Annotated in this window: 28 protein-coding genes and 1 pseudogene; 16 read left to right on the top strand and 13 right to left on the bottom strand. The window is 70.8% G+C overall.

Features of this window, described 5'->3' with window-relative positions; all coding sequences use genetic code 11:
* Positions 1 to 17: 17 nt before the first annotated feature.
* Positions 18 to 1,235 (bottom strand): MFS transporter, encoded by a 1,218-nt coding sequence (locus tag R3F55_22115; protein MEZ5670079.1) that lies wholly within the window; start codon positions 1,233 to 1,235, stop codon positions 18 to 20.
* The gene (cutA, locus tag R3F55_22110) at positions 1,232 to 1,456 is read right to left on the bottom strand and encodes a divalent cation tolerance protein CutA (GenBank protein MEZ5670078.1); all 225 of its coding nucleotides are present in this window, start codon (positions 1,454 to 1,456) and stop codon (positions 1,232 to 1,234) included. The genes R3F55_22115 and cutA overlap by 4 nt, the downstream gene beginning before the upstream one ends.
* Positions 1,457 to 1,585: 129 nt before the next feature.
* Between cutA and R3F55_22105 the strand changes: the two genes are divergently transcribed.
* From R3F55_22105 to R3F55_22095, 3 genes are all read left to right on the top strand, one after another.
* Positions 1,586 to 1,855 (top strand): hypothetical protein, encoded by a 270-nt coding sequence (locus tag R3F55_22105; protein MEZ5670077.1) that lies wholly within the window; start codon positions 1,586 to 1,588, stop codon positions 1,853 to 1,855.
* 20 nt (positions 1,856 to 1,875) lie between these two features.
* Positions 1,876 to 2,631 (top strand): amino acid racemase, encoded by a 756-nt coding sequence (locus R3F55_22100; protein ID MEZ5670076.1) that lies wholly within the window; start codon positions 1,876 to 1,878, stop codon positions 2,629 to 2,631.
* A gap of 103 nt (positions 2,632 to 2,734) precedes the next feature.
* Positions 2,735 to 3,478: a DsbA family protein gene (locus R3F55_22095; protein MEZ5670075.1), complete on the top strand. Its 744-nt coding sequence runs from the start codon at positions 2,735 to 2,737 to the stop codon at positions 3,476 to 3,478.
* Between the two features lie 114 nt (positions 3,479 to 3,592).
* On the opposite strand, the gene R3F55_22090 is transcribed toward R3F55_22095, so the two are convergent.
* Positions 3,593 to 3,916 (bottom strand): hypothetical protein, encoded by a 324-nt coding sequence (locus R3F55_22090; protein ID MEZ5670074.1) that lies wholly within the window; start codon positions 3,914 to 3,916, stop codon positions 3,593 to 3,595.
* A gap of 174 nt (positions 3,917 to 4,090) precedes the next feature.
* On the opposite strand from R3F55_22090, the gene R3F55_22085 reads away from it, so the two are divergent.
* From R3F55_22085 to R3F55_22065, 5 genes are all read left to right on the top strand, one after another.
* Complete coding sequence (locus R3F55_22085; GenBank protein ID MEZ5670073.1) at positions 4,091 to 4,666, top strand: hypothetical protein; 576 nt, start codon at positions 4,091 to 4,093, stop codon at positions 4,664 to 4,666.
* A 277-nt stretch (positions 4,667 to 4,943) separates the two neighbouring features.
* A complete protein-coding gene (locus tag R3F55_22080) occupies positions 4,944 to 6,374 on the top strand; it encodes a cytochrome ubiquinol oxidase subunit I (GenBank protein ID MEZ5670072.1) in 1,431 nt (476 codons plus the stop codon).
* Between the two features lie 9 nt (positions 6,375 to 6,383).
* Complete coding sequence (gene cydB, locus R3F55_22075; protein MEZ5670071.1) at positions 6,384 to 7,391, top strand: cytochrome d ubiquinol oxidase subunit II; 1,008 nt, start codon at positions 6,384 to 6,386, stop codon at positions 7,389 to 7,391.
* Positions 7,388 to 7,522 carry a DUF2474 domain-containing protein gene (locus R3F55_22070; protein ID MEZ5670070.1) on the top strand — a complete coding sequence of 45 codons (135 nt, stop codon included), beginning with the start codon at positions 7,388 to 7,390 and terminating at the stop codon, positions 7,520 to 7,522. The genes cydB and R3F55_22070 overlap by 4 nt, the downstream gene beginning before the upstream one ends.
* Before the next feature lie 113 nt (positions 7,523 to 7,635).
* The gene (locus R3F55_22065; GenBank protein MEZ5670069.1) at positions 7,636 to 8,109 is read left to right on the top strand and encodes a hypothetical protein; all 474 of its coding nucleotides are present in this window, start codon (positions 7,636 to 7,638) and stop codon (positions 8,107 to 8,109) included.
* A 13-nt stretch (positions 8,110 to 8,122) separates the two neighbouring features.
* Here R3F55_22065 and R3F55_22060 read toward each other — a convergent pair.
* Together R3F55_22060 and R3F55_22055 are read right to left on the bottom strand one after the other, a co-directional pair.
* A pseudogene (locus R3F55_22060) lies at positions 8,123 to 8,992 on the bottom strand (prolyl oligopeptidase family serine peptidase).
* 201 nt (positions 8,993 to 9,193) lie between these two features.
* Positions 9,194 to 10,078, bottom strand: coding sequence for a hypothetical protein (locus R3F55_22055; GenBank protein MEZ5670068.1), 885 nt, complete (start codon positions 10,076 to 10,078; stop codon positions 9,194 to 9,196).
* 106 nt (positions 10,079 to 10,184) lie between these two features.
* Here R3F55_22055 and aroQ point away from each other — a divergent pair, with 106 nt between their 5' ends.
* From aroQ to aat, 4 genes are read left to right on the top strand one after another with little or no spacing between them, the layout of a single operon-like run.
* Positions 10,185 to 10,640 (top strand): type II 3-dehydroquinate dehydratase, encoded by a 456-nt coding sequence (aroQ, locus tag R3F55_22050; GenBank protein MEZ5670067.1) that lies wholly within the window; start codon positions 10,185 to 10,187, stop codon positions 10,638 to 10,640.
* A gap of 2 nt (positions 10,641 to 10,642) precedes the next feature.
* A complete protein-coding gene (accB, locus tag R3F55_22045; protein MEZ5670066.1) occupies positions 10,643 to 11,089 on the top strand; it encodes an acetyl-CoA carboxylase biotin carboxyl carrier protein in 447 nt (148 codons plus the stop codon).
* 10 nt (positions 11,090 to 11,099) lie between these two features.
* Positions 11,100 to 12,443, top strand: coding sequence for an acetyl-CoA carboxylase biotin carboxylase subunit (gene accC, locus R3F55_22040; GenBank protein MEZ5670065.1), 1,344 nt, complete (start codon positions 11,100 to 11,102; stop codon positions 12,441 to 12,443).
* A gap of 56 nt (positions 12,444 to 12,499) precedes the next feature.
* Entirely contained in the window at positions 12,500 to 13,096 is a 597-nt protein-coding gene (aat, locus tag R3F55_22035; GenBank protein ID MEZ5670064.1) for a leucyl/phenylalanyl-tRNA--protein transferase, read from the top strand.
* A 113-nt stretch (positions 13,097 to 13,209) separates the two neighbouring features.
* Here the strand turns inward: aat and R3F55_22030 are convergent, their stop codons facing one another.
* From R3F55_22030 to R3F55_22020, 3 genes are all read right to left on the bottom strand, one after another.
* On the bottom strand, positions 13,210 to 13,608 hold the full coding sequence (locus tag R3F55_22030; protein ID MEZ5670063.1) for a DUF2155 domain-containing protein: 399 nt from the start codon (positions 13,606 to 13,608) through the stop codon (positions 13,210 to 13,212).
* A 75-nt stretch (positions 13,609 to 13,683) separates the two neighbouring features.
* On the bottom strand, positions 13,684 to 14,154 hold the full coding sequence (gene mlaD, locus R3F55_22025; protein MEZ5670062.1) for an outer membrane lipid asymmetry maintenance protein MlaD: 471 nt from the start codon (positions 14,152 to 14,154) through the stop codon (positions 13,684 to 13,686).
* 21 nt (positions 14,155 to 14,175) lie between these two features.
* The gene (locus R3F55_22020; protein ID MEZ5670061.1) at positions 14,176 to 14,541 is read right to left on the bottom strand and encodes an NADH:ubiquinone oxidoreductase subunit NDUFA12; all 366 of its coding nucleotides are present in this window, start codon (positions 14,539 to 14,541) and stop codon (positions 14,176 to 14,178) included.
* Positions 14,542 to 14,785: 244 nt separating this feature from the next.
* On the opposite strand from R3F55_22020, the gene R3F55_22015 reads away from it, so the two are divergent.
* A complete protein-coding gene (locus R3F55_22015; protein ID MEZ5670060.1) occupies positions 14,786 to 17,173 on the top strand; it encodes an Atu1372/SO_1960 family protein in 2,388 nt (795 codons plus the stop codon).
* 4 nt (positions 17,174 to 17,177) lie between these two features.
* On the opposite strand, the gene R3F55_22010 is transcribed toward R3F55_22015, so the two are convergent.
* A complete protein-coding gene (locus R3F55_22010; GenBank protein ID MEZ5670059.1) occupies positions 17,178 to 17,996 on the bottom strand; it encodes a carbohydrate ABC transporter permease in 819 nt (272 codons plus the stop codon).
* A 128-nt stretch (positions 17,997 to 18,124) separates the two neighbouring features.
* Here R3F55_22010 and R3F55_22005 point away from each other — a divergent pair, with 128 nt between their 5' ends.
* Entirely contained in the window at positions 18,125 to 19,327 is a 1,203-nt protein-coding gene (locus R3F55_22005; protein MEZ5670058.1) for a GNAT family N-acetyltransferase, read from the top strand.
* Here the strand turns inward: R3F55_22005 and R3F55_22000 are convergent.
* From R3F55_22000 to R3F55_21985, 4 genes are all read right to left on the bottom strand, one after another.
* Entirely contained in the window at positions 19,309 to 20,070 is a 762-nt protein-coding gene (locus R3F55_22000) for a heparan-alpha-glucosaminide N-acetyltransferase (GenBank protein ID MEZ5670057.1), read from the bottom strand. The two genes, R3F55_22005 and R3F55_22000, sit on opposite strands and share 19 nt — an antisense overlap.
* A gap of 46 nt (positions 20,071 to 20,116) precedes the next feature.
* Positions 20,117 to 20,665 (bottom strand): DUF882 domain-containing protein, encoded by a 549-nt coding sequence (locus tag R3F55_21995; GenBank protein MEZ5670056.1) that lies wholly within the window; start codon positions 20,663 to 20,665, stop codon positions 20,117 to 20,119.
* 198 nt (positions 20,666 to 20,863) lie between these two features.
* Complete coding sequence (locus R3F55_21990; protein MEZ5670055.1) at positions 20,864 to 21,454, bottom strand: fasciclin domain-containing protein; 591 nt, start codon at positions 21,452 to 21,454, stop codon at positions 20,864 to 20,866.
* 156 nt (positions 21,455 to 21,610) lie between these two features.
* Positions 21,611 to 22,306 carry a Crp/Fnr family transcriptional regulator gene (locus R3F55_21985; protein MEZ5670054.1) on the bottom strand — a complete coding sequence of 232 codons (696 nt, stop codon included), beginning with the start codon at positions 22,304 to 22,306 and terminating at the stop codon, positions 21,611 to 21,613.
* A gap of 110 nt (positions 22,307 to 22,416) precedes the next feature.
* Here R3F55_21985 and R3F55_21980 point away from each other — a divergent pair, with 110 nt between their 5' ends.
* Together R3F55_21980 and R3F55_21975 are read left to right on the top strand one after the other, a co-directional pair.
* A complete protein-coding gene (locus R3F55_21980; GenBank protein ID MEZ5670053.1) occupies positions 22,417 to 22,845 on the top strand; it encodes a hypothetical protein in 429 nt (142 codons plus the stop codon).
* Between the two features lie 190 nt (positions 22,846 to 23,035).
* Entirely contained in the window at positions 23,036 to 23,653 is a 618-nt protein-coding gene (locus tag R3F55_21975) for a PadR family transcriptional regulator (protein MEZ5670052.1), read from the top strand.
* Positions 23,654 to 23,684 lie beyond the last annotated feature (31 nt).

The following is a 23,684-nucleotide window of genomic DNA, read 5'->3' as shown; positions in this document are numbered from 1 at the left end:
CGAAGCGGCAGCTGCGGCTACTCCGCCGGCACCGCCGCCGGTGCGGGCGCCGGGGCGCGGTCGCTGGGCAGCTGGGTGGCGGCGAGCATGACCACGGCCGCCATCGCGGCGAACACGGTGAACACCACGCCGAAGTCGCCGGTCCACTCGTAGCCGAAGCCGACCAGCGGCGGCGCCAGCACGCCGGCGCCCATCGCCACCACGAAGCGGCTGGCGAACACGCGGCTGAGCCAGGACGGCGGCACCGAGCGGACCACCAGCAGGTCCTCGACCGACTGGAAGCCGAGCAGCAGGCAGGTGGTCAGCAGGGCGACGCCGACCATCGACGCGCCGGACAGCCAGCCCAGCGTCGCCAGCACCGGAATCAGCACCGCATAGGCGGCCATGTACATCGCCCGCTTCGGCATGCGGTCGGCCGACGCGCCGACCAGGATCTGGCAGCCGCCGGCGATCAGGAAGATCACCGTGATGAACAGGCTGGTGTCGAGGCCCTCCTCGCCGGCCAGCGAGGCGGCGAAGTCGGCCGCCCCGGTCTCGAACATCTTCGGCATCGCCACCGAGATGCCGTGGAACACCATGCCGGCAGCGAAGGCGATGACGATGAGCGCGACGAGCAGGCGCATGGTGCCGGGGTCGCGCAGCCGCGCCGGACGCGCGCCGGATGCATCCGCCTCTACCGCCACGTCGGGCACGCGCATCAGCACATGAAGGGCACCCAGCGCGATCAGCACCCCGCCCGGCAGGAAGAACGCCCAGCGCCAGCTGATCGCATCGCTGGCTGCGACCGCCACAACCGGGGCGATGGCGATACCGACGGCGCCGAAAAAGCCGTTGATGCCGATGGACAGCCCCTTGCGCGCGGCGGCGTGGCGCAGCAGCCACGGGATGCCGACCGGGTGGTAGATCGAGGCGAACACGCCGATGGCGGCGAGGCCCAGCGCCATCTCGGTCGGCGACGAGGCGAAGCCGGTCAGCACCGAGGCCGCGCCCAGGCCGAAGAAGAACACCGCGATCATGCCGGACGCGCTCCAGCGGTCGGCCAGCCAGCCCGACGGCAGCGCGCCGATGCCGAACAGCAGCCAGCCGGTCGAGGCCAGGGCGACCAGCGTGCCGTAGTCGATCTGCCACTCCCGCTCCAGCCGCAGCACCACGGTGGCGTAGATCAGCATCATCATGTGCGTGAACAGGTGCGCCAGGCTGGAGAAGGTAAGGACCGTGTTCGGGCTGCGGGTCATCGGCGGGTTCCAGATGCGTGGTCGGGCCCCGCGGCCGGCGCCGTCTCGGCGGCGATCCGGTCGAGACAGGCCGGGTTGCCGTTTTCGATCGGCAACACCGAGACGGCAGGGCAGTCGTAGCTGTGCAATGATCTAATCGTTTCAACCAGCGCTGTCACGCGCGCCGCGACGGTCTTTGGCGTGAACACCGCCGCCGGCGCCGCCGCGAGCCCGCCCGCCAAGCGACACCGGATGTTAACCACAAGCCGGCGATGTGGTCGCACGGCACTCCGGCGCGCGACTCGGATTTTGCCTACACCGGGCCGGCGATGTGTGCCAAGTTCGCTTCGAGGGGACGGCAAGAGGCGGCGATGCAGGGCCAGACGGCAACACGAGAGCACGAAGGCGCGGCCGAGCGCCCGTCGGTCGCGCAGCTGCGCTGGCTGCAGCGCGGCCTCGACCAGCCCAGCGGCAAGCTGCCGCTGTTCGACCGCGACGGCCGCCGGGTCAACGGGCGCATGGTGCGCGCCTGTCTCGACGCCGGCTGGGCCGAGCCCTGGTTCAACAACCCGCTGAAGCCGACCTGGCTGGTCTGCAAGCTGACCCCGCACGGCCGCCGGCTGGCGCTGGCCGCCGGCTGACCGACCGCCCGAACGCCACGATGCACACCGGCGCCAGGTCCGGCGGTGCCGACCCCGGGCATACCGGGCCCGGACATGTCGGCATCGTCGCCTGCTCCGCCGAAGGCGCGGCGCTGTGCTACCGCACGCTGTGCCAGGAGGCCGGCGCTGCGATGGGCCGGCACGCCCATCCGGAGATCACCCTGCATTCGCTCTCGCTCGCCGACTACGAGCGGCATCTCGACGCCGGCGACTGGCCGGGGGTGGCGGCGATGATGCTCATGTCCGCGCGCAAGCTGGCCGCGGCGGGAGCGGACTTCCTGATCTGTCCCGACAACACCGTCCACCAGGCCCTGCCGCTGGTGCTGCCGCACAGCCCGCTGCCGTGGCTGAGCATCGTCGAGGCGGTGGCCGACGCAGCCGACGCACGCCGCTTCCGCCGGGTCGGGCTGACCGGCACGCGCTGGCTGGTCGACGGCCCGGTCTATGACGACGCGCTGGCCGGCCGCGGCATCGCCATCGTGCGCCCGGCACCGGCGGATCGCGATGCGATCGACCGGGCGATCCTGGACGAACTGGTCGCCGGCGTGGTCACGCCCCGGACCGAGGCGCTGTTCCGCCGCGTCATCGCGGCGATGAAAGCCGACGGCTGCCAGGCGGTGATCCTGGGCTGCACCGAGATCCCGTTGGCGGTCGACGACGCCCGCTCGCCGCTGCCGACGCTGGATTCGACCCGCCTGCTGGCCCGGGCGGCCCTGCGCCGCGCGCTGGGCATTGCGGCCCCGCTGCCGGGCTGAGGCACCGCCGCCGCAGGCGTTGACGCAAGCGTCATTTGCCTGACAGTGGCCGGTGCGCCATGTTTCGCGCAGATTGGACACAACTGACCCGGATCCAGCCCCGATGATGAAGCGCCTCCGCCAGTTCGCCGTCGCCGCCACCTGCCTGGCAGGGATCGGCCTTGCGTCAGCCGCACCGGCCGCGGCCGAGGACTACACGCGCGAGGAGATCGAGCAGATCATCCATGCCTATCTGATGGACCACCCGGAGGTGATCATCGAGGCCGTCCGCGCGCTGGAGGCGCGCCAGCAGGCCGAGGCGCAGGAGCAGCAGCGCCAGACGCTGGTCACGCTCCGGCCCGACATCGTCGACGGCCCGTCGACCATGGTCGCCGGCAACCCGGACGGCGACATCACGCTGGTCGAGTTCTTCGACTACCGCTGCGGCTACTGCAAGCGGGTCGCCCCGTCGATCATGACGCTGGTCGAAGCCGATCCGGGCCTGCGGCTGGCGATGATGGAATTCCCGATCCTGGGCGAGCAGTCTGTCTATGCCGCCCGCGCCGCGCTGGCTTCCGTCGAGCAGAACAGATACTGGGAGATGCATGCGGCGCTGATCAACTTCCGCGGCGACTTCACCGAGGAGACCATCCGCGCCATCGCGGTTTCGGTCGGTCTCGACGACGACAAGCTGATCGCCGACATGGCCTCGCCCGAGATCGATGCGGTGATCAACCGCAACTACGAACTGGCCCAGGCGCTGCAGATCAACGGCACGCCTGCCTTCATCATCGGCAGCCAGGTGGTGCCCGGCGCGATCAGCCTGGAAGCGCTGCAGCAGCTGATCGCCGACGAACGCCAGGGCTGACCGCGCAGCCCGGCCCTGCGAAAGCCGGCCCCCGCGGGCCGGCTTTTTCTTTGGAGGCGCCGCAGACTGCCCGCCGCGACGGTCCGCAGCGGCGCCGCCCATGCGGACGGTGCGTCAGAGCGTGCCTTCGCCGACGTCGACATCCCCGGCCACAGACACGTTGACCCGCATGCCGGAGACATGGGTGTAGGCGCCGTGCTCGCCGCGGCCGGATTCCTCCGCGGTCTGCTCGTCGAACCGACCCGATGCCGCGCGCGGGCGGACGAGCACCTGGACGCCGGGGAGCGCCACCCAGGTGCCGCGGACCTGTTGTTCGACGATGCGCTCCACCCGGCTTCCGCCCGGAATCGGGCAGACCTTCACGCGATCGCTGCCTTGCGTCAGCGCGAAGCTGACGACCGAACGCGCATGAGAAATCGCTGCGGGCACGACCGTCATTGCCAAGCCAACAGCGAGTATTCCGCCAAGGACCGATCGCCGCGTCCCGGACCGACAGATGCGAAATCTGGTAACGTATGCACGATCGGGCGTCGGCGACTGCGCAGTCGGGCTTTCGGCGCACGCCGCTTCAGGACGAACCATCGCAATTACTAAACAGGGACCGATCCGATCATGCTGAAATCCGTCGCCGGGGTCATCGCGCTGAGTGTCATCGGCACCGCACAGGCACAAACGCCGCTGGGTCCCGACCTGCTCGGCCGGGCACGCGAAGCCTGCGCCCCGCAGATCGAGCGCGCCTACACCGCACTGATCCATGCCTGCACGGCGGCAGCGGTGATCGAGCGCGTCATCGACCCGGTCGATCCGCTGTGCTACGCGACCAACGGTATCGTCGTGGAATATCTGAAGGCCTGTCTCGAACACGCAGCGTCGCTGATCGGCGAAGGCCGGCCGCTCGACCTGCCGCCGTTTCCGGGCCTTGGCGCCGAAATCGTGATCGACCCGACCCTGCCGCCGATGCCGCCGGATTGGCCGCAGCCGTTTCCGGCCGCCGCGGAACTGCTGCCGTCGTTCGCCGCGGCGATGAAGCATGAAGCCCTGGCCGCGGCCGCCGGCCAGCAACTGGCGCTGGCGGTCATGCGCGCCCTGTCCAGAACGCCCGACCGGTTCGCTGTGCCGGCCGAGTCCGCGGACGCCGTATCGGGAGAAGCCGCGGTCGCCCCGGACTCCGCCACCGCAGCCGAGTAGGTCGCCGCTCGCTGCGCCGATCTCGATCCGGCCGCGGGCGAGACGCCGCCTGCGTCCCTGCTTTGCGCAGGATGCACCGGATCGGTCCCGGCATTCGCCGGACCGCACTGACGGCCAGTAGCCGGAAGCGTCGCAACCGGGCTGGCGCCGCTCGGCCCGCTACCGGGCGCGACGCTGCGACATGACGGCCCGGCCGGTTGTCGTGACCCGGCCGGCGCACACGTGTTAGCAAGCGGGAAGCAAGTCCGCGCCCGATTCCCTCGCGCAGGGAGGCCGCATGCTCGACACGCTCGACCCCGTCGTCCTGGCGCGCCTCCAGTTCGCCTTCACCGTCTCGTTCCACATCATCTTCCCGGCCTTCTCGATCGGGCTGGCCAGCTACCTGGCGGTGCTCGAGGGGCTGTGGCTGTGGACCCGGCGCGACGTGTTCCTGCGGCTGTTCCGCTACTGGCTGAAGATCTTCGCGGTCTCGTTCGGCATGGGCGTGGTGTCCGGGCTGGTGATGACCTACCAGTTCGGCACCAACTGGTCGGTGTTCTCCGACCGGACCGGGCCGATCCTCGGGCCGTTGATGGGCTACGAGGTGCTGACCGCCTTCTTCCTCGAGGCCGGCTTCCTCGGCGTGATGCTGTTCGGCATGCAGCGGGTCGGCAAGGGCCTGCATTTCTTCGCCACGCTGATGGTGGCGTTCGGCACGGTGTTCTCGGCCTTCTGGATCCTGGCGGTGAACAGCTGGATGCAGACCCCGACCGGCCACGCGGTCAACGTCGACGGTCAGTACGTCGCCGACGACTGGCTCGCCATCGTCTTCAACCCGTCCTTCCCCTACCGGCTGGTGCACATGGTGCTGGCCGCCTATCTGACCACCGCCCTGGTCGTCGGCGCGGTCGGCGCCTGGCACCTGCTGCGGCGGCGCCGCGACCCCGGCGAGGGCGGCGAGGCCGCCCGCATCATGCTGTCGATGGCGATGTGGATGGCCGCCGTGGTCGCGCCGATCCAGATCGTCGCCGGCGACATGCACGGGCTCAACACGCTCGCGCACCAGCCGGCCAAGATCGCCGCGATGGAGGGCCACTTCGAGACCCAGGCCCCGGCCGGGCTGATCCTGTTCGGCTGGCCGGACCAGGAGGCCGCGACCGTGCACTGGAAGGTCGAGGTGCCGCATCTCGGCAGCCTGATCCTCACCCACACATGGGACGGCGCGATCCAGGGCCTGGAGGAGTGGCCGCGCGCGGACTGGCCGCCGGTGCCGATCGTGTTCTGGAGCTTCCGGGTCATGGTCGGGCTCGGCCTGCTGATGGCCGCGCTGGGCGCGGTCAGCCTGTGGCTGCGCTGGCGCGGCGGGCTGTTCGAGCGGCGCTGGTTCCACGCCTGGGCGGTGGCGATGGGGCCGACCGGCTTCGTCGCCGTGCTCGCCGGCTGGATCACCACGGAGGTCGGCCGCCAGCCCTGGGTGGTGTACGGCCAGTTGCGCACCGCAGAGGCCGCCTCGCCGATCGGCGCGCCCGGGGTGGCGGTATCGCTGCTCGCCTTCGTCGTTGTCTACACGCTGATCTTCGGCGCCGGCGTCACCTACATGCTGCGGCTGATGGCGCAGCCGCCGAAGCAGCTCGAACCGGAGCCGCAGCCGCGCGAAGCGCTGCGCACCGCCGGCATCGCCCCAGGCCCGGCGATGGACGAGCCCGCCGACGCGCGGCCGGCCGAATAGGAGGGCGCGATGGCGGAATCCGAACTCGCGCTGATCTGGGCCCTGCTGATCGCCTTCGCGGTATTCGCCTATGTCTGCCTCGACGGCTTCGACCTCGGCGTCGGCATCCTGTTCCCGTTCGTGCGCGACCGGGCCGCGCGCGACCGGATGATCAACACGGTGGCGCCGGTCTGGGACGGCAACGAGACCTGGCTGGTGCTCGGCGGCGGCGGGCTCTATGCCGCCTTCCCGCTCGCCTATTCCATCCTGATGCCGGCGCTCTACGCCCCGCTGATCGCGATGCTGCTGGGACTGGTGTTCCGCGGCGTGGCGCTGGAGTTCCGCTTCCGCAGCCGGCGCCGGCGCGGCTGGTGGGACTTCGCCTTCTTCGCCGGCTCGCTGTCGGCCGCGCTGTGCCAGGGGCTGGCGCTGGGCGCCGTGGTTCAGGGCATCTCGGTGTCCGGACGCGCCTATGCCGGCGGCTGGTTCGACTGGCTGACGCCCTTCTCGCTGCTGACCGCGGCGTCGGTGGCGATCGGCTATGCGCTGCTCGGCACCACCTGGCTGATCTGGAAGACCGAAGGCGCGCTGCAGGACCGGATGTTCCGCTACGCCCTGCCGCTGGCCGCGGCGATGCTGGCGGCGATCGGGGCGGTCAGCCTGTGGACGCCGTTCATCGATCCGGAGATCGAGCGGCGCTGGTTCTCCTGGAGCACCCTGGTCTTCGTCTGGCCGGTGCCGGCGTTGGTGCTGGCGGTCGGCTTCGGCTTCGTCCTCGCCGTGCTCGCGCGGCGCGAGGCGTTGCCCTACCTGCTGACGCTGGCCTGGTTCCTGCTGTCCTATGTCGGGCTGGGGATCAGCCTGTTCCCCAGCATCGTGCCGCCGGACGTGACGATCTACCAGGCGGCGGCGCCCGACGACAGCCTCGGCTTCCTGCTGGTCGGCGCCGGCATCATGCTGCCGATCATCCTGGGCTACACCGGCTATGCCTACTGGGTGTTCCGCGGCAAGGTCACCGGCCAGGAGGGCTATCATTGAGCGCCGGCACCGCGCCGCCCGACCGGCGCAGCGTGCGCGTGCGCCTGCTCTGGTTCGTGCTATTGTGGGCCGGCGGTGTGGGCGCGGTGGCGGCGGTCGGATACCTGATCAAATGGGCGCTGCCGGGCTGAGGGACACCGGCCGTCGCTGCGAGGCGGCGACGGATACCTGCCGGCCCTGAATCCTGCCGCAGGCGTGTGAGACCCGCGCGGAGCCGCTCCTGGGCATGGGGAGGTGGCGGAAGATGCCAGCATTCAAATACGAGATCGCGATCGACAACAGCCGGAACCTGGTCAAGATCGGCCTGGACAAGGACGCACGCCACCCGACGGGGTGGGACTTCGTGCTGCTCGACGTGCACCAGTTCACCGACCAGTCGATCACCTTCGCGACGACGGAGATGAAGGGCTACGGCACGGTGATCAAGGAAACCTACGACAAGGCCTGCGGCGCCAACCAGTACGCCGAGGGCGAGGTCGGCACGCACAGCGCGGACTACCACATCGACCTGCATGTCCGCATGGAACAGGCGTTCGGCATCACCCAGCACCGGCTGTCGGCGGACGGGCCGACCTACCTGCACGAGCACTGGTCGAAGGGAAAGGGCAGGATCGCCGACGTGTTCAAGTTCGGCATCAAGCCGGGCATCTTCGATTTCAAGCTGGTGCAGGCGCTGCTGAAGCTCAACATCGCGACGCTGCAGTTCGAGTTCGACTGAGCCGGCGCGGCACTCACAGATTCTCGATCGGCACCGGCTCGATGGCGTCGGCCGGGGCGAAGCCGAAGATGCGGCCGTAGAAATAGAGCTCGGCCTCCAGCGCCCGGCGGATGTTGGCGGCCTGGCGAAAGCCGTGCGCCTCGCCGGCGAAGGCGAGGTAGGCGACCGGCACGCCCTTGGCCCGGAGGGCCGCCACCATCGCCTCCGCCTGCGCCGGCGGCACCACCCTGTCGTCCAGCCCCTGCAGGAAGATCACCGGGCAGCCGAGCCGCTGCGGATGGGCGATCGGCGAGCGCTGGCGGTACACCGGCTCCGCCGCCGGCAGCGGCCCGATCAGGCTGTCCAGGTAGCGGCTCTCGAACTTGTGGGTGTCGGCCGCCAGCGCCATCAGGTCGCCGATGCCGTACAGGCTGGCGCCGGCCCTGAACGTGTCGGTGAAGGTCAGCGCGCACAAGGTGGTGTAGCCGCCGGCGCTGCCGCCGCGGATGATCAGGCGGTCGGGATCGACCAGCCCCCGGGCGGCAAGGTGGCGGGCGCCGGCGGCGCAGTCCGCCACGTCGGCGACGCCCCATTGCCCCTTCAGCGCGTCGCGATAGGCGCGGCCATAACCGGTGCTGCCGCGGTAGTTGACGTCGAGCACGGCGAAGCCGCGGCTGGTCCAGTACTGGATCGCCAGGTTGAAGTCGGCCGAGGTCGCTCCCGTCGGCCCGCCGTGGGAACGCACCATCAGCGGCGGCAACGCACCCGGCTCCGCGACGAAATCGGGATTGGCGGGCGCGTAGTAGAAGCCGTGCGCGACCGCGCCGTCGTCCACCGGCCAGTCCATCGGCCGGGCCACCGAGACCAGGCCTGGGTCGACCGCCAGGGTCGAGGCCCGGCGCAGAGCACGGGCCGGAACGGGGCCTTGCCGGGCGCAGGCCGCGGCATCGCAGGCGACCACCGCCGGCGGCAGCGTCGGCCGCCGCGCAGGCCAGCAGCACCCGGTCGCCGCCCGCGATCGGGCCGCCGACGCTGTCCCAACCGAGGTCGAGCGGCACGGCACGGCCATTCTCGACCCGGTACAGGCGGCTGACCCCGTCGCGGATCATCGCCAGCACCGGCGTGCCGTCGGGCAGGAAGGCGAAGCTGCGGGCGCCGAACTGCCACAGCGGCAGGCCGCAGTCGGCTTCGACCGGGCACAGCGGCACCGCCCCGTCCGCGCCGGCGCGGTAGAGGTTCCACCAGCCGCTGCGGTCGGCGACGAAGTGCAGCGTGCCGTCCGGCGCCCATTCCGGCTGGAAGATCGATTCCGCCGGGCCGCCGGCCACGTGCTCTGCCGGGCCGACTGCGCCGTCGGCGTCGAGCGGCGCGCGCCCAGGTCGGTGCCGTCCCATGGCATGTTGGGGTGGTCCCAGCTCAGATAGGCCAGCCAGCACCCGTCCGGGCTGAAGCGCGGGCAGGCGAAGAAGTCGTGCCCGTCGGCGACGACGCGGCCGAAGCCGGCGCCGCCGGCGAGGTCGACCAGGACGATCGCGTTTGCCGGCTCACCGCCCGCGCGATGGTCCTCGCGCACGCAGGCGACCGCGTCCGCCCCGGCGCGAACGCCATGTCGGCGAAGCCGCACCGCCGGGTCGCGGTCGCCCGACGGGTCGGTCAGCGGCACGGCGGCGCCGTCCGGCCGCAGGGAATGCAGCCGCTGGTCGGCCAGGTTGACATAGACCAGCCGCGCGCCATCGGTCGCGACGGCGCCGCCGCCATATTCGTGCACGCGGCTGCGCACGCTGTGGTCCGGCGGCGTCAGCTCGGCCGGCTGCGCGCCGTCGCCGCCCTCGGCGACCAGCACGACCCGCCCGCGTTCGGCCGGCCGCGCCTCCAGCCAGCAGGCCCGGCCGCGATGGAAGCCCACCGGCGTCAGGCCGATCGAACCGGCGGTGAGCGCCTCGGCGGTGATCGGCGAGGCCCAGGCGCCATAGGGCCGGGTGCTCGGCATGCTTGGCCTCCGTTCGCCCGTCCACGCGGCCCTGCCGCGGCGCAGTTGACCCATGTCGCGCCATTCGGCTACCTGAACCGCACTCCAGGCCATCCGGCGAGTCTAAGTGTCAGAATCCGCCCCCATCTTCGTTCTCAACGGCCCCAACCTCAACATGCTCGGCGTCCGCCAGCCGGAAATCTACGGCCGCGAGACGCTGGCCGACATCGAGGCGATGTGCACGGACCATGCCGCCAAGCTGGGGCTGGAAATCGACTTCCGCCAGACCAATCTGGAGGGAATTCTGGTCGACTGGATCCAGGAGGCGCGCGCCAGCGCGGACGGCATCGTGCTGAACGCCGGCGCCTATACCCATACGTCGGTCGCGCTCTACGACGCGTTGTCGCTGGCCGAGCTGCCGGTGGTCGAGGTGCACCTGTCGAACATTCACCGGCGCGAGAGCTTCCGCCACCTGTCCTATATCTCCAAGGTCGCCAACGGCGTGATCTGCGGCTTCGGCCCCCAGGGCTATCTGATGGCGCTGGACGGCATGGCGACCCTGGTTGCGCGGAGGAATGCCTGATCATGGCCAAGTTCGACGTCGACGCTGACCTGGTCCGCAAGCTGGCGACCCTGCTGCAGGAATCCGATCTCAGCGAGATCGAGTATTCGCAGGGCGAGCAGCGCATCCGGGTCGCGCGCGGCCGCGCGGTCGAGCTGGCGCCCGCGGCGGCGGCGCCCGTTGCACACGCGGCCCCGGCGCAGCAGGCGGCCGAGCCCGCGGCCGACGCGTCGCACCCCGGCGCGATCACCGCGCCGATGGTCGGCACCGCCTATCTGACGCCGGAGCCGAACACGCCGCCCTTTGTGAAGGCGGGCGACCGGGTCAGCGAGGGCCAGACCCTGCTGATCATCGAGGCGATGAAGGTGATGAACCAGATCCGCGCCCCGCGTGCGGGCCTGGTCACCAAGGTGCTGGTGGAGAACGGCCAGCCGGTGGAGTATGGCGAACCGTTGATGGTGCTGGAATAGCGCCGCCGCCATGATCGAGAAGGTGCTCATAGCCAATCGCGGCGAGATCGCGCTGCGGATCCATCGCGCCTGCAAGGAGATGGGTCTGGCGACCGTGGCGGTGCATTCGACCGCCGACGCCAACGCGATGCACGTGCGGCTCGCCGACGAAAGCGTGTGCATCGGCCCGCCGCGGGCGGCGCAGAGCTACCTCAACATTCCGGCGATCCTGTCGGCGGCGACGATCACCGGCGCCGACGCCATCCACCCGGGCTATGGCTTCCTGTCGGAGAACGCGCGCTTCGCCGAGATGGTGGAGGAGCACGGCTTCGTCTTCATCGGCCCGTCGCCGGACCACATCCGGCTGATGGGCGACAAGATCGAGGCGAAGGCGACGATGCGCAAGCTCGGCGTGCCGGTGGTGCCGGGTTCGGACGGCCCGGTCGAAACCGTGGACGCCGCGCTGAAGACGGCCGGCAACATCGGCTATCCGGTGCTGGTCAAGGCGGCATCGGGCGGCGGCGGCAAGGGCATGAAGGTGGTGCGCGCGCCCGGCGAGATGGCCGAGGCGTTCACGCTGTGCCGGCGCGAGGCCAAGGCCAATTTCGGCGACGATTCCGTCTACATGGAAAAGTACCTGGAACGGCCGCGCCACATCGAGATCCAGGTGTTCGCCGACAACCACGGCGCGGTCATCCATCTCGGCGAGCGCGACTGCTCGCTGCAGCGCAAGCACCAGAAGGTGCTGGAGGAGGCGCCGTCGCCGGCACTGAACGCCGAGGCGCGCAAGAAGATCGGCGCGCGGGTGGTGGAGGCGCTGCAGCAGCTCGGCTATCGCAGCGCCGGCACCATCGAGTTCCTCTACGAGGACGGGGCCTTCTACTTCATCGAGATGAACACGCGCATTCAGGTGGAGCATCCGATCACCGAGATGGTGACCGGGCTCGACCTGGTGCGCGAGCAGATCCGGGTCGCCACCGGCGCCCCGCTCGGCTTCTCGCAGGACGACATCGTCATCTCCGGCCACGCCATCGAGTGCCGGATCAATGCCGAGAACCCCTATACCTTCGCGCCCTCGCCCGGCCGGGTGGCGGAATACCACCCGCCCGGCGGCCTGGGCGTCCGGGTCGATTCCGCTCTCTACTCCGGCTACAGCATTCCGCCCTACTACGACAGCCTGGTCGGCAAGCTGATCGTCCACGGTACCAGCCGCAACGAGTGCCTGATGCGGCTGCGCCGCGCGCTGGGCGAATATGTGATCGAGGGGATCGAGACGACGATCCCGCTGCATCAGCGGCTGATGGCCGAGCAGGACTTCATCAACGGCGAATACAACATCCACTGGCTGGAGCACTACCTGGCCGGGCTGGGTTGAGCCGCCGCCGCGCCGGACGGCGGCGCCGGGCCTGAGCGCCGCGCGGATCGCTGCCGATGACCGTCAGGCTGACACCCGACCTGCTGCTGCGCGCCTATGCCGCCGGCATCTTTCCGATGGCCGAGCGGGCCGACGATCCGGAGGTGTTCTGGATCGACCCGGAGATGCGCGGCATCCTGCCGCTCGACCGCTTCCACCTGCCGCGGCGGCTGGCCCGGACCTGGCGCCGGCAGCCGTTCCGCATCACGGTCGACCGGGCCTTCGAGGCGGTGATCGAAGCGTGCGCCGCGCCCCGCCCCGGCCATCCCGACACATGGATCAACGCATCGATCCGCGCCGCCTATGTCGCGCTGCACCGACAGGGTTTCGCCCACAGCGTGGAGTGCTGGGACGGCGACACGCTGGTCGGCGGGCTCTATGGCGTGTCGCTGAACGCGGCCTTTTTCGGCGAGAGCATGTTCAGCCACCGCACGGACGCCAGCAAGATCGCGCTGGTCTTCCTGGTCGAGCGCCTGCGCCAGCGCGGCTTTCGCCTGCTCGACACCCAGTTCGTGACCGAGCACCTGCGCCAGTTCGGCGCCACCGAGATTCCGCGCGCCGCCTATCAGCGCCTGCTCGCCCATGCCCTCGCGCACAGCGCGAAGTTCGACTGATATACTGGTGTAACAAAACGGATAATTCTGCATTCCGAGCCGCCCGTCGTTCCGCGGCCGAGGCGTTCGGAAAGCGACGCAACTTCCTGGAATAGAACGACGATTCGGTTTCGCTATTCGCCGCGCGCCGGGTCGTCGCAGCGGACCAGCCAGACGTCGTAGACCGGGTGGTCCATCGCCGACACCGACGGCGACGATGCGAACATCCAGCCGTTGAAGACCCGGGCCGGCTCGCCCTCGATCGGCGTCTCGGTGATGACCAGGAACGCTGCCGATTCAGGGCGCTGCGCGACCACCCGCTCCTGGCAGCTGTAGACGTCGATCGACAGGCGGAAGAACTCGGCACGGTCGCCGACCGGCACCGTGATCTCGCTGACCCGCGCGGTCACCTTGTCCAGGGCCCCGAGCACGGCGGCCGGCAGCTGGCGCGGCTCCGACGACGCACCCTGGTCCTGGGCCAGCACCGGTGCGCCGCCCAGAGCGGCAAGCGCGAACGCGAGAATCGTCGGCATCTGCATCTTCTGATCGGGCCCTCGTCCGGATCGTTGCTGTGCGGCCGGAATATGGCAAGACCGCGGCGGGGCAGTTCAGGGCTGGGCCTCGCCCTCGTCCTTGGTCTCGGCAGCGCTGAATACGAAGCGGCCGAGCAGATCGACCAGGTTGACCGGGTCCTGGGTGAATTCGAAGGCGTCGCCGGGCTGCATCATGTCGAAGTCGCCGCCGGGCTGGATGTCGATGTAGCTGCCGCCGAGCAGGCCCTCGCTGAGCACGCGGGCGGAACTGTCGAGCGGCAGCTCGATGCCCGAGGCGATGCCGAGCTTGGCCACGGCCTGGTACGTGGCGATATCCAGCTCCAGCGCGGAGACCGAGCCGATCTTGATGCCGCCGAGCCTGACGTCGCTGCCGATGGTCAGGCCGTCGACGCGGTTGAAGCGGGCGTCGAGCTCGTAGCCGTCGACCGCGCGCACGCTGGCCGAGCTGTACGCCAGCAGCACGAACACCACGGCGACAGCCAGCACGGCAGCGCCCATCACCGTCTCGATCAGGTTGCGTCCCATGCCTGTGCCCGCCCCTCGCCGTCAGTCCTCGGGCGGCGACCAGGGCTCGTAGTCGCCGGCGGTCGGCGCGCGGCGGCCGCCCTCCAGCGTGTGGCCCGGCGGCCGATAGGCCAGCGCCGTGCCGGTCAGGTTCGGCACATGCTCCTTCTGCCACGGCCGCGCCGGCTTGCCGGCCTCGGGCCCGGGCACGTCGTCGCTGACATAGTGCAGCCAGGCGTGCCATTCCGGCGGCACGCGCGACGCCTCGACCTCGCCCTTGTATATCACCCAGCGCCGCCGGCGGGGGCCGCCGCCGGCCCGCCGCTCCTGGTAATAGACGTTGCCGAACGGGTCGGACCCGACCCGCTGGCCGTGCAGCATCGTGTAGAGGCGGGTGCCCAGGCTCAAGCGACGACTCCGTATCCGGCCCCGAGATTTCCGCGGCGTGCGGCGGCCGGACTATGCCACCGGCCTCCGGCAACGTCCAGCATCGACCGCCCGCAGCCACCGCCATATTTCGTGGTCGCGCTAAGTTCAGCCACTAAATGCGCTGGACGGCACCATATTATGGGCTACACTGGGTTTCAGCCACCAGATGTCGGGGCGGCGTTGGCCCCACCCCGGCGGGCGAGCCACCATCCAGGGGCACAGGATGCGCATTACCTCCAGCTTCTGCGACCGTCCCGGCGCGCCGTTCGGCGACGTGGCCGTGCGCCGCGTGGCGATGGACCCGGACGGCGAGGCGGCGGACAGCATGGTGGTGCCGTCCGATTGGCCGCAGCGCACCTCGCGGGCGCTCGCGGCCTTCGACCTGCCGGATGCCGCGCTGCCGTTCCCGGCGGCGGAGCTGCCGGCCTGCCTGTCGGCGCCGACTGCCGGCATCGACAATCCGGTGCTGCGCGTCGTCGACCGGCTGGCCGCGCGCTGGACCGCGTGGGGCTGGCGGCTCGGCCTGTTCGACCAGGCGGACGATGCGGCGGCCTTTTTCGACGACATGCGCTGGCTGCTGGCGCACCGGCGGCTGGGCCCGGACCAGAGCGCCTGGCGCGGCATCAACGGCAGCCAGGCGCGCATCGGCCATGCGATCGACCCGTTCAGCGGGGTGATGACCCCCGCCCACGCCCTGCCCGGCTTCACCCCGGCCGACCATGTGGTGGAGCCGGAAGCCACGCCGCTCGACAACGTGGTGGCGCTGATGCGCAGCTCCGCGCGCGGCAAGGCCGCCGCCGCGATGCCGGCCGACCTGCCGGCGCCGGTACTGGCCATCGACGTCGCCCGCTTCGTCGACGGGCGCGGCCGGCTCGACGCCGGCGCGCTGGCCGCTGCGGCGCGGCTCGCCGCGATCGCGGCAGAGATCGAGCTCGGCACGCGGGTTTGGCGGACCGAGGCGCTGGCCCGGGCGATGCACGCCTACCGGCCCGCCGCGGTCGGGCCCGCCAACCTGGCCGGCCTGGTGCTGGGCCAGGGCCTTGGCCATGACGGCGAGGCCGGCCGCGCCCTCGCCGTCGCGGTCGCCGGCCTGATCACCGCAGCCTGCGCCGCCGCCAGCGCCGAGATCGCGGACGAAGCCGGCCCCTGCCCCGGCTTCGCCGCCGCCCGCGCCGCCGTGGCGGCCGGCCTGGCCGCGGCGGAGCGGGCATGGACCGCGGCGGTCGACCGGCTGGCGCATGTCGCCCGGCCCGGTGCGCTCGCCACCCTGGCAGCGAGCCTGGACCCCGTCGCCGGCCCGCTGTGGGCCGCCGCCCGCGACGGCACCCGCGCCGGCCTGCGCCACTGTGCCTTCACCGCGCTGCCGTCGGGCCGCGTCGACCCGCTGTTGCCGCTGGAGCTGCACACATTCGGCGCCGCGCCGCTGCCCGCCCTGCTGCTCGACCACGAGCATGCCAGCGGCCGGCGGTCCACCCAGGTCGTGCCCGAACTCGACCCGGGGCTCGCCGCGCTCGGCCACGGCGCCGGCGTGCGTGCGGCGGCGATCCGCCATCTGCGCGGCCGCCGCCGGCTGGACGGTGCGCCGGGCATCCCCGCCGCCGCCCTGCTGGCGAAGGGCCTGCCGCCTGCCGCCCTGGCCCGGCTGGAGACGGCGCTGGCCGAGGCCCACGACATCCGCCACGTCTTCAACCGCTGGGTGCTCGGCGCCGAGGCCTGCCGCGCGCTCGGCCTCGACCCGGTGCAGTGCGAGGATTTCGGCTACGACATGCTGGCCGCGATCGGCTTCGACGCCGATGCGATCGCCGCCGCCAACCGTCATTGCCTGGGCGCGGGCACGCTGGTCGGCACGCCGGGACTGCCCGACGCCGACGCCCGCGCCCTGTCGCCGGAGCGCGGCGAGGCCGCCGGCAGCGAGGCCCGGATGACCGAAGCGCTCGACCTGGTGCTGTCGCGGCCGAGCCCGGCGCCGCAGCGTGCGTCGACGCCGCCGGCGCAGCTCCAGGCGGGCGCCCTGTCGGACCGCGGCCCGCCCTGGCCAGCCTGGGCCAGGGCTGAACTGCTCCGCGCGGCGCGTGCGCGCTTGTCTGGCGCGCGCCGTTGCGCCACTGTGCCGGCCATCGAGGCGAAGCCAGGACCAGACCCGATGACCTCTGCCGTTGAGGAGCGCCTGCGTGCGCTCGGTATCGCGCTGCCGGACGCCCCGGCGCCCGCCGCCAACTACGTGCCGTTCCAGACCGCGGGCGAGCTGGTGTTCGTCTCCGGCCAGCTGCCGATGGTCGACGGCAAGGTCGCGGTGGTCGGCAAGCTGGGCGCCGATGTCGACCTCGACCGCGGCCGTGAGGCCGCGCGGCTGTGCATGATCAACATCCTCGCCCAGATGAAGCGGGCCTGCGGCGGCGACCTCGACCGGATCGCGCAGTGCGTGCGCGTCGGCGGCTTCGTCAACTGCGTCGACGGCTATGCCGACCAGCCGAAGGTGATCAACGGCGCCTCCGATCTGGTCGTCGACGTGCTCGGCGATCGCGGCCGGCACGCCCGCGCCGCCGTCGGGGTCAACGCCCTGCCGCTGGGCGCTGCTGTCGAGGTCGAGGCGGTATTCCGGCTCGGGTGACCGGCTATTTGCCCAGTGCGCCGAAGGTCAGCCCGCGCACGATGTAGCGCTGGGCCAGCAGCGCGACGACGGCGGGCAGCAGGATCGCGATGGTGGTGCGCACCATCATGTCGGCGCCGCCGCCGCCGGCGGTGATCAGCATCGGCATGGTGCGCATCTCCAGCCGGAAGAAGGACAGGGCGAACAGGTAGTCGTTCCAGACATAGGCCAGCGAGATCAGCGCGCCGGCCGCGAGCGCCGGTGTCGACACCGGCAGGATGATGTGCAGCAGGATCACCCAGCCCGGCGCGCCGTCCAGGGCGGCGGCCTCCTCCAGTTCGACCGGCAGGTCGAGGAAGGTCTGGCGCATGATGACGATGATGAACGGCAGCACCAGCGAGGCGTTGACCAGGATCAGCGCCAGCTTGGTGTCGATCAGGTCCACCCAGTCCATCAGCAGATAGAGCGGGACCACCAGCATGATCGGCGGAACCAGCCTGGCCGTCAGCAGCAGCCCGGTGACGATGTCGCTGCGCACCTTGCCGCCGCGCCGCGCCATGCGCGCCAGCGACCAGGCGGCGGGCACCGCCAGCACCAGCGCCAGCGCCATCGCCGAGACGGCGATCACGGCCGAATCCCACAGCGCGTCACGGATCAGCGGGGTCGAGAGCTGGTCGACCCATGCGTCGATCTGCGGGTCGAAGTCGAGCCACGGAATGCCGAGCCCGCGAACGCGCACCCGGTCGGCCGCCTGGCGAAAAGTGGCTGCGACCAGCCACAGCAGCGGCATCACGAAGACGACGACGACGGCAAGCGCCACGACGGTCGTCAGCGAGGTCCGCATCGGGGCGCGACTCCTGCATTCGGCTGGGCGGGGCCCGGGCAAGGCCGGATGCGACCGCGGACACCCTTGTCCCGGCTTGGGCGCGATCCCATTGTCGAGGCGAGCGCCCCCTTCGTCACGGACCCGGCATGGCTGACGGACGCGACCAGTACACCGCCCGGCTCGCGGACTCGATCGCCGCGATCGATGCCGCCGACTGGGACCGATGCGCGGGCGGCCGCAACCCTTTCGTGAGCCATGCCTTCCTCAATGCGCTGGAAGAGAGCGGTTCGGTCGGCGACCGCACCGGCTGGTGGCCGCAGCACCTCGTGCTCGAGGACGACAGCCGCCGGATCGTGGGATGTATGCCGCTCTATCTCAAGAACAATTCCTACGGCGAGTATGTTTTCGACCACAGCTGGGCCCATGCCCTGGAGCAGGCCGGCGGCGACTATTACCCCAAGCTGCAGGCGGCGGTGCCGTTCACCCCGGCGCCCGGGCCGCGACTGCTGGTCGGCGACGAGCCCGACATCGCCGCCAAGGCGGCGCTGACCGACGGCGCCGTGCAGGTCGCCAAGCGGATGGGCGTGTCCTCGCTGCACGTCACCTTCTGCAGCGAGGACGACTGGCAAGTGCTGGGCGCGGCCGGTTTCCTGCAGCGGCTGGGCCAGCAGTTCCACTGGCACAACCGGGGCTATGGCCGCTTCGACGACTTCCTCGGCGCGCTTGCCTCGCGCAAGCGCAAGGCGATCCGCAAGGAGCGCAGGTCGGTCGCGGAATCCGGCATCGCCGTCGAGGTGCGCCACGGCGACGAGATGACGCCGGCGCTGTGGGACGCCTTCTACCGCTTCTACGTCGACACCTACGACCGCAAGTGGGGCGCACCCTATCTGACCCGCCGCTTCTTCGAGCTGATCGGCGCCCGGATGCCACGCCAGGTGGTGATGGTGCTGGCCTGTCGCGACGGCCGTCCGATCGCCGGCGCCATGAACCTGCGCGGCAGCGATGCGCTGTACGGCCGCAACTGGGGCTGTGCCGAGGACCACCCGCTGCTGCACTTCGAGTGCTGCTACTACCGGGCCATCGACTATGCGATCGAACACGGTCTGGCCAGGGTCGAGGCCGGCACCCAGGGACCGCACAAGATCCAGCGCGGCTACCTGCCCTGTCCGACCTACAGCGCACATTGGATCGCCAACGCCGGCTTCGGCCGCGCGGTCGAGGACTTCCTGCGCCGCGAGCGGCCCGCCGTGCGCGAGGAGATGGTCTGGCTGGAGCGCGAGCATTCGCCCTACCGCAACCCGGACGGCGACTGCGGGGCTGATCGGGCGGGTCAGGGACTGGTCAGGTAGAACCAGAGGAAGAACAGGCCGAACAGGATCGGCTGGTGCACCAGGTAGATGATCAGCGTGTGCCGGCCGAGGAACCGCACGGTGCAGCCCGCCACACCATCCAGCGGCCAGGCGGCGAGCGCGGCCGCGGCCCCGCTGGACAGGGCCAGCCGCGCCAGCGCGATGCCGATCAGCACACCGCTGAACCACGGCACCAGCGGCACGTAGTCGACCGCCCACACCTCGCCGGTGCCCATGCCCAGCCACAGCAGCCACGGCGCCGACAGCCAGTCCTGGTGCGCATAGTCGAGCGCGATCACGCCGGCCGCCGCGGCCAGCGTCAGCCACCACGGCAGCCGCAGGAAGGCCAGCCCGATCACGCTGGCCACCGCGATGTGGTGCAGGATGCCGAAGAAGACGCCGGCCTGGGGATAGTTCCAGTAGGTCGCCGCGGTCACGATGGCGGCGCCCGCCACGATCTTGGCCAGCCTGATGCCGTAGCGGCGCCGGTCGATGCCGCCCTCCGCCGCCAGAACCAGTCCGATGCCGGCGATGACCAGGAAGGCGCCGGCGATCACCGTGCGGGCGAACAGCCAGAACGGCGCCTCGAACAGGCCGAAATAGTGGATGCCGAAGTCCTCGAGATCCCAGCAGAAATGATAGGCAATGACGGCGAGGATCGCGATGCCGCGCGCGAAATCCAGCGCGGGCAGCCGCACAGGGCGCATGGCGGTCTGGGCGGCAATCGCGACGGCTTCGGTCATCGGCTGGGCGGACTGTGGCGGGGGCGGAGAGCCTAGCGGCAAACGCCTAGCGGCGGTACCAGAAACGGGACGGGCCGGTGTCCAGGTGGACGAAGCCCGAGCGCCAGTAGATGCCGAGGCCGCCGGCGCCGATCCGCATCGCCTGGTTGGCCAGGATGTTGATGCCCAGGCCCTGCACCGAGACGTCCACCGCCATGCCCTCCTTGTGCAGGCTGTTCTGCGCGGCGCCCTCGCTGAGCAGCAGCTGGTTGGTGGCCTCGGTGCGGAAGCCCGAGTGCATGCTGATCATCGGCCGGCTGCCGCGGGCGGCGGCATAGCGGCTGCCCAGCGTCCACAACAGGTCGTAGACGCCCGGGTCCATCGCCGCGGCGACGTTCTCGCGATGGTCGCGCAGCAGCCAGTCCAGCGCGCTCAGCGCCTCGTCGATATAGGCCTCGCCGTCGTGATAGACGTCGTCGAAGCTTTCGCCGGTATGGACGGCATAGAGCCTGACCCGGCGCTCGCCGGCCGCTGCCGCCGGCATCGCCGACAGCGCCAGCGTCGCCGCGCCGGCGCCGATCAGCCGGCGCCGGCTCAGCCCGTCGGCCGCACCCACGGGCTCGCACCCGCGCGGCCGGTGCCGCTCACGCTCGTTCGCCGTCGTCATTCCAGTCAGATGGGTTGGCCCGTCGCCGCTGCCAACCGGCGCGGGCGCCGGCGCAGCGGCCAGGCCGCAAGCGACAGGCCGCAAGCGACAGGCCGGGCGGTCCTGCCGGAACCGCCCGGCCGGCGATGCCGTGTCGTCGCCGTGGCGTCAGGGAATCAGCACGGTATCGATCACGTGGATGACGCCGTTGGAGGCATCCACGTCGGCCGCGATGACCTTGGCGTTGTCGACCTTGACGCCGTTGCTGCCGTTGATCGAGACCGAGCGGCCTTCCAGGGTGGCCACGTCCATCGTCTGGCCGGCCAGGTCGGACGCCATCAACTCCTGTCCCGCGATCACGTGATAGCTGAGGATCTGCACCAGCCGGTCGCGGTTGGCCGGCAGCAGCAGGGCGTCGACCGTGCCCTGCGGCAGCGCAGCGAACGCCTCGTCGGTCGGCGCGAACACGGTGAACGGCCCGGCGCCCATCAGGTCGTCGGCCAGGCCGGCGGCCTCCAGCGCGCTCACCAGCGTGGTGAAATTGCCGGCTGCCGTCGCCGTCGCCACGATGTCGGCCGCGGCCGGGGACGGGGTCGAATCGGTGCTCTCCGCAGAAGCGGAGGCTTCGGCCGAGGTCTCCGCGGCAGCGCTCGTTTCGGCGGCTGCCTCATCGCCACTCGTGCTGCCGCTGGTCCGGCAGGCCGCCAGGCCGAGCACACCGACCAGGGCGATCGCGGTCAGCGCGGGGGAACGAAACAAGGTCTCTGCAAGCATAGAAGAAACGCCTCCACTCCGGTTACTTGGATTGTTGCCGCCGGGAACGGGCACGGCGGCTGCGTCACGGGATGACCATGCACTATTGTGCGCCAAAATGGGAGCCGGTTCAGGCCCCGCACCGGTCCGCGGGGCCCGGGATCACTCGCCGCGCACCTCGTCGACCATGGCGTTGAGCTGGCCGATGTCGCGAACCACGAGCACATGGCCCTCGCGCACGACCAGGCCCTGGCGGGCGAGGTCGGACAGCACGCGGGCGACCGTCTCGCGCGTGGTGCTGACCCGCGCGGCGATGTCGCTGTGTACCGGGATCGGCCGGATCCGCGCCTCGATGCCGTCCAGCGTCGCGTCGCGCGCCAGGCGCAGCACCTCGGCCTGGACCCGGTTGTTGGCGCCGACCACGCTCAGGTCCATGATCCGCGCGGTGGCGCCGCGCACGATGCGGGCCAGCCCGCGCATGACGTCCAGCGCCACGGTCGGATATTCGACCATCAGGTCGATGAACGCCTCGGGCGACATCGCGGCCACCGTCGTCGGCTCCAGCGCCACCGCTGACGCCGAGCGCGGCTCGCCGTCGATGGCGGCGAGCTCGCCGAAATAGCTGCCGCTCGACACGTCGTCGAACGAGATTTCCCGTCCGTTCGGGGCGTAGATCACGATCCGGGCCTTGCCGGTGGTGACGAAGCAGACATCGCGGCTGGGGCTGTGCTGGTCGATGATGAACTGGTCCGGTTCGAACCGCCGCCAGGTGCATCGACCCGAAAGCATCTCCAGATCCTCGGGCAGCAGGCCCGACAGGATGTTGATTCGACACAGGTCTTTCTCGAGAACGGCCACTGATCCCCCTCCATTCGGCCGGCATGCGAACATCGCGGGCGTTGGGTTCGCGCCGGCCGATGCCCAAATATCACAATGCCACTGTAATGACAGCGCACGGAAGACCTGCCGTGGTTATTAGCACAGCCGCACGCATCGTCGCCCTCTCCGTCCCGCTCTGCGCCTGCGTCGGCCCCGGCGCGGGTGTGCCGCCCGCCGCAGTGCCGACCAACGGGCCGGCCGCCTGCACCGCAACGGCCGCCTGGCAGCCGCAGGAGCAGCGCATCGCGCACGAATGGGTCTACGAGACGCTGCGGATGGGCGAGTACCTGGCCTGCGACGTGGCCAAGCGCCAGCTGGCCCAGCGCTCCGCTTCGGTCTGCCAGACCGCGCTCGGCAGCCGCACCGACATCCGCGACCTGGTCGCGCGCACCCAGTTCCACGGGTCCGGCTATGTCTGCGACTGCCGAGAGGTCGGCATGTTCACCGCCTGCACGGTCGAGGGCGACGCGCTGTGCAGCTACGAGGAGGCGGTGCCGGGCAGCTATTCCTGCGACTGATGCCCGCCCCGGCGCCCGCGACGGCGCCGCAATCATCCACCGGCGCCGGCGCCGCGTAACCCCTTCGTCGCCACAAGGGTGGACAGCGGCGCTTGCATCACTATATATCGCTTCGATATATGTATGGCCGGAATATGACGTTGACTCATATGCCGAGCCTGGGCATGGTCCGCGCGGGAGAATGGGTGCCATGGATGCACGAGCGATTTGCCTGGCCGTCCTCAGCCTGGGCGACGCCAGCGGCTACGAGATCCGCAAGAGCCTGGAGGCCGGGCCGTTCAGCGTGTTTTCGGAGGCCGGGTTCGGCTCGATCTATCCGGCGCTGCGCCGGATGAGCGAGGAAGGCCTGATCACCGGTCAGACCGAGAACCAGGAAGGCCGGCCGGACAAGAAGGTCTATCGCATCACCCAGAAGGGCAAGCTGGCGCTGCTCGACATCCTGGAGGAGGCGCCGGCGGTCGAGCGGTTCCGCTCCGACCACCTGTTCCGGCTGTATTTCGCCCATCTGATGCCGGCGCGCACCGTCGAGGCGCTGATCGACGAGCGCCTGACGTTCTACCGCGACAAGATCGAGCACCTGTGCAGCCGGCCCGACTGCGGCAGCAAGCGCCCCGGCGCCGACTTCGTGCGCGGCTTCGGGCTGGCGCTGTACGAGGCGGCCGCGCGCTATCTCGACGAACACCGGCACGAACTGCTGGCGGCGATCGCCATCGACGGCGAGCTGGCGGCCAAGGCCGCCTTCGCGGCGCCACAGTCCGGGCGCGAAATCGACGCACCCGCTGCCGTGCCCAGCCAGGCCGCGGAATAGGCGCGGGCCCAGGAACAACGAGGATCGCGGA

The organism is Alphaproteobacteria bacterium (assembly GCA_041396705.1).
Taxonomy (GTDB): domain Bacteria; phylum Pseudomonadota; class Alphaproteobacteria; order CALKHQ01; family CALKHQ01; genus CALKHQ01.
Note: the sequence above shows the minus strand (reverse complement) of the source record. Positions and strands in the feature narration are given on the sequence as shown.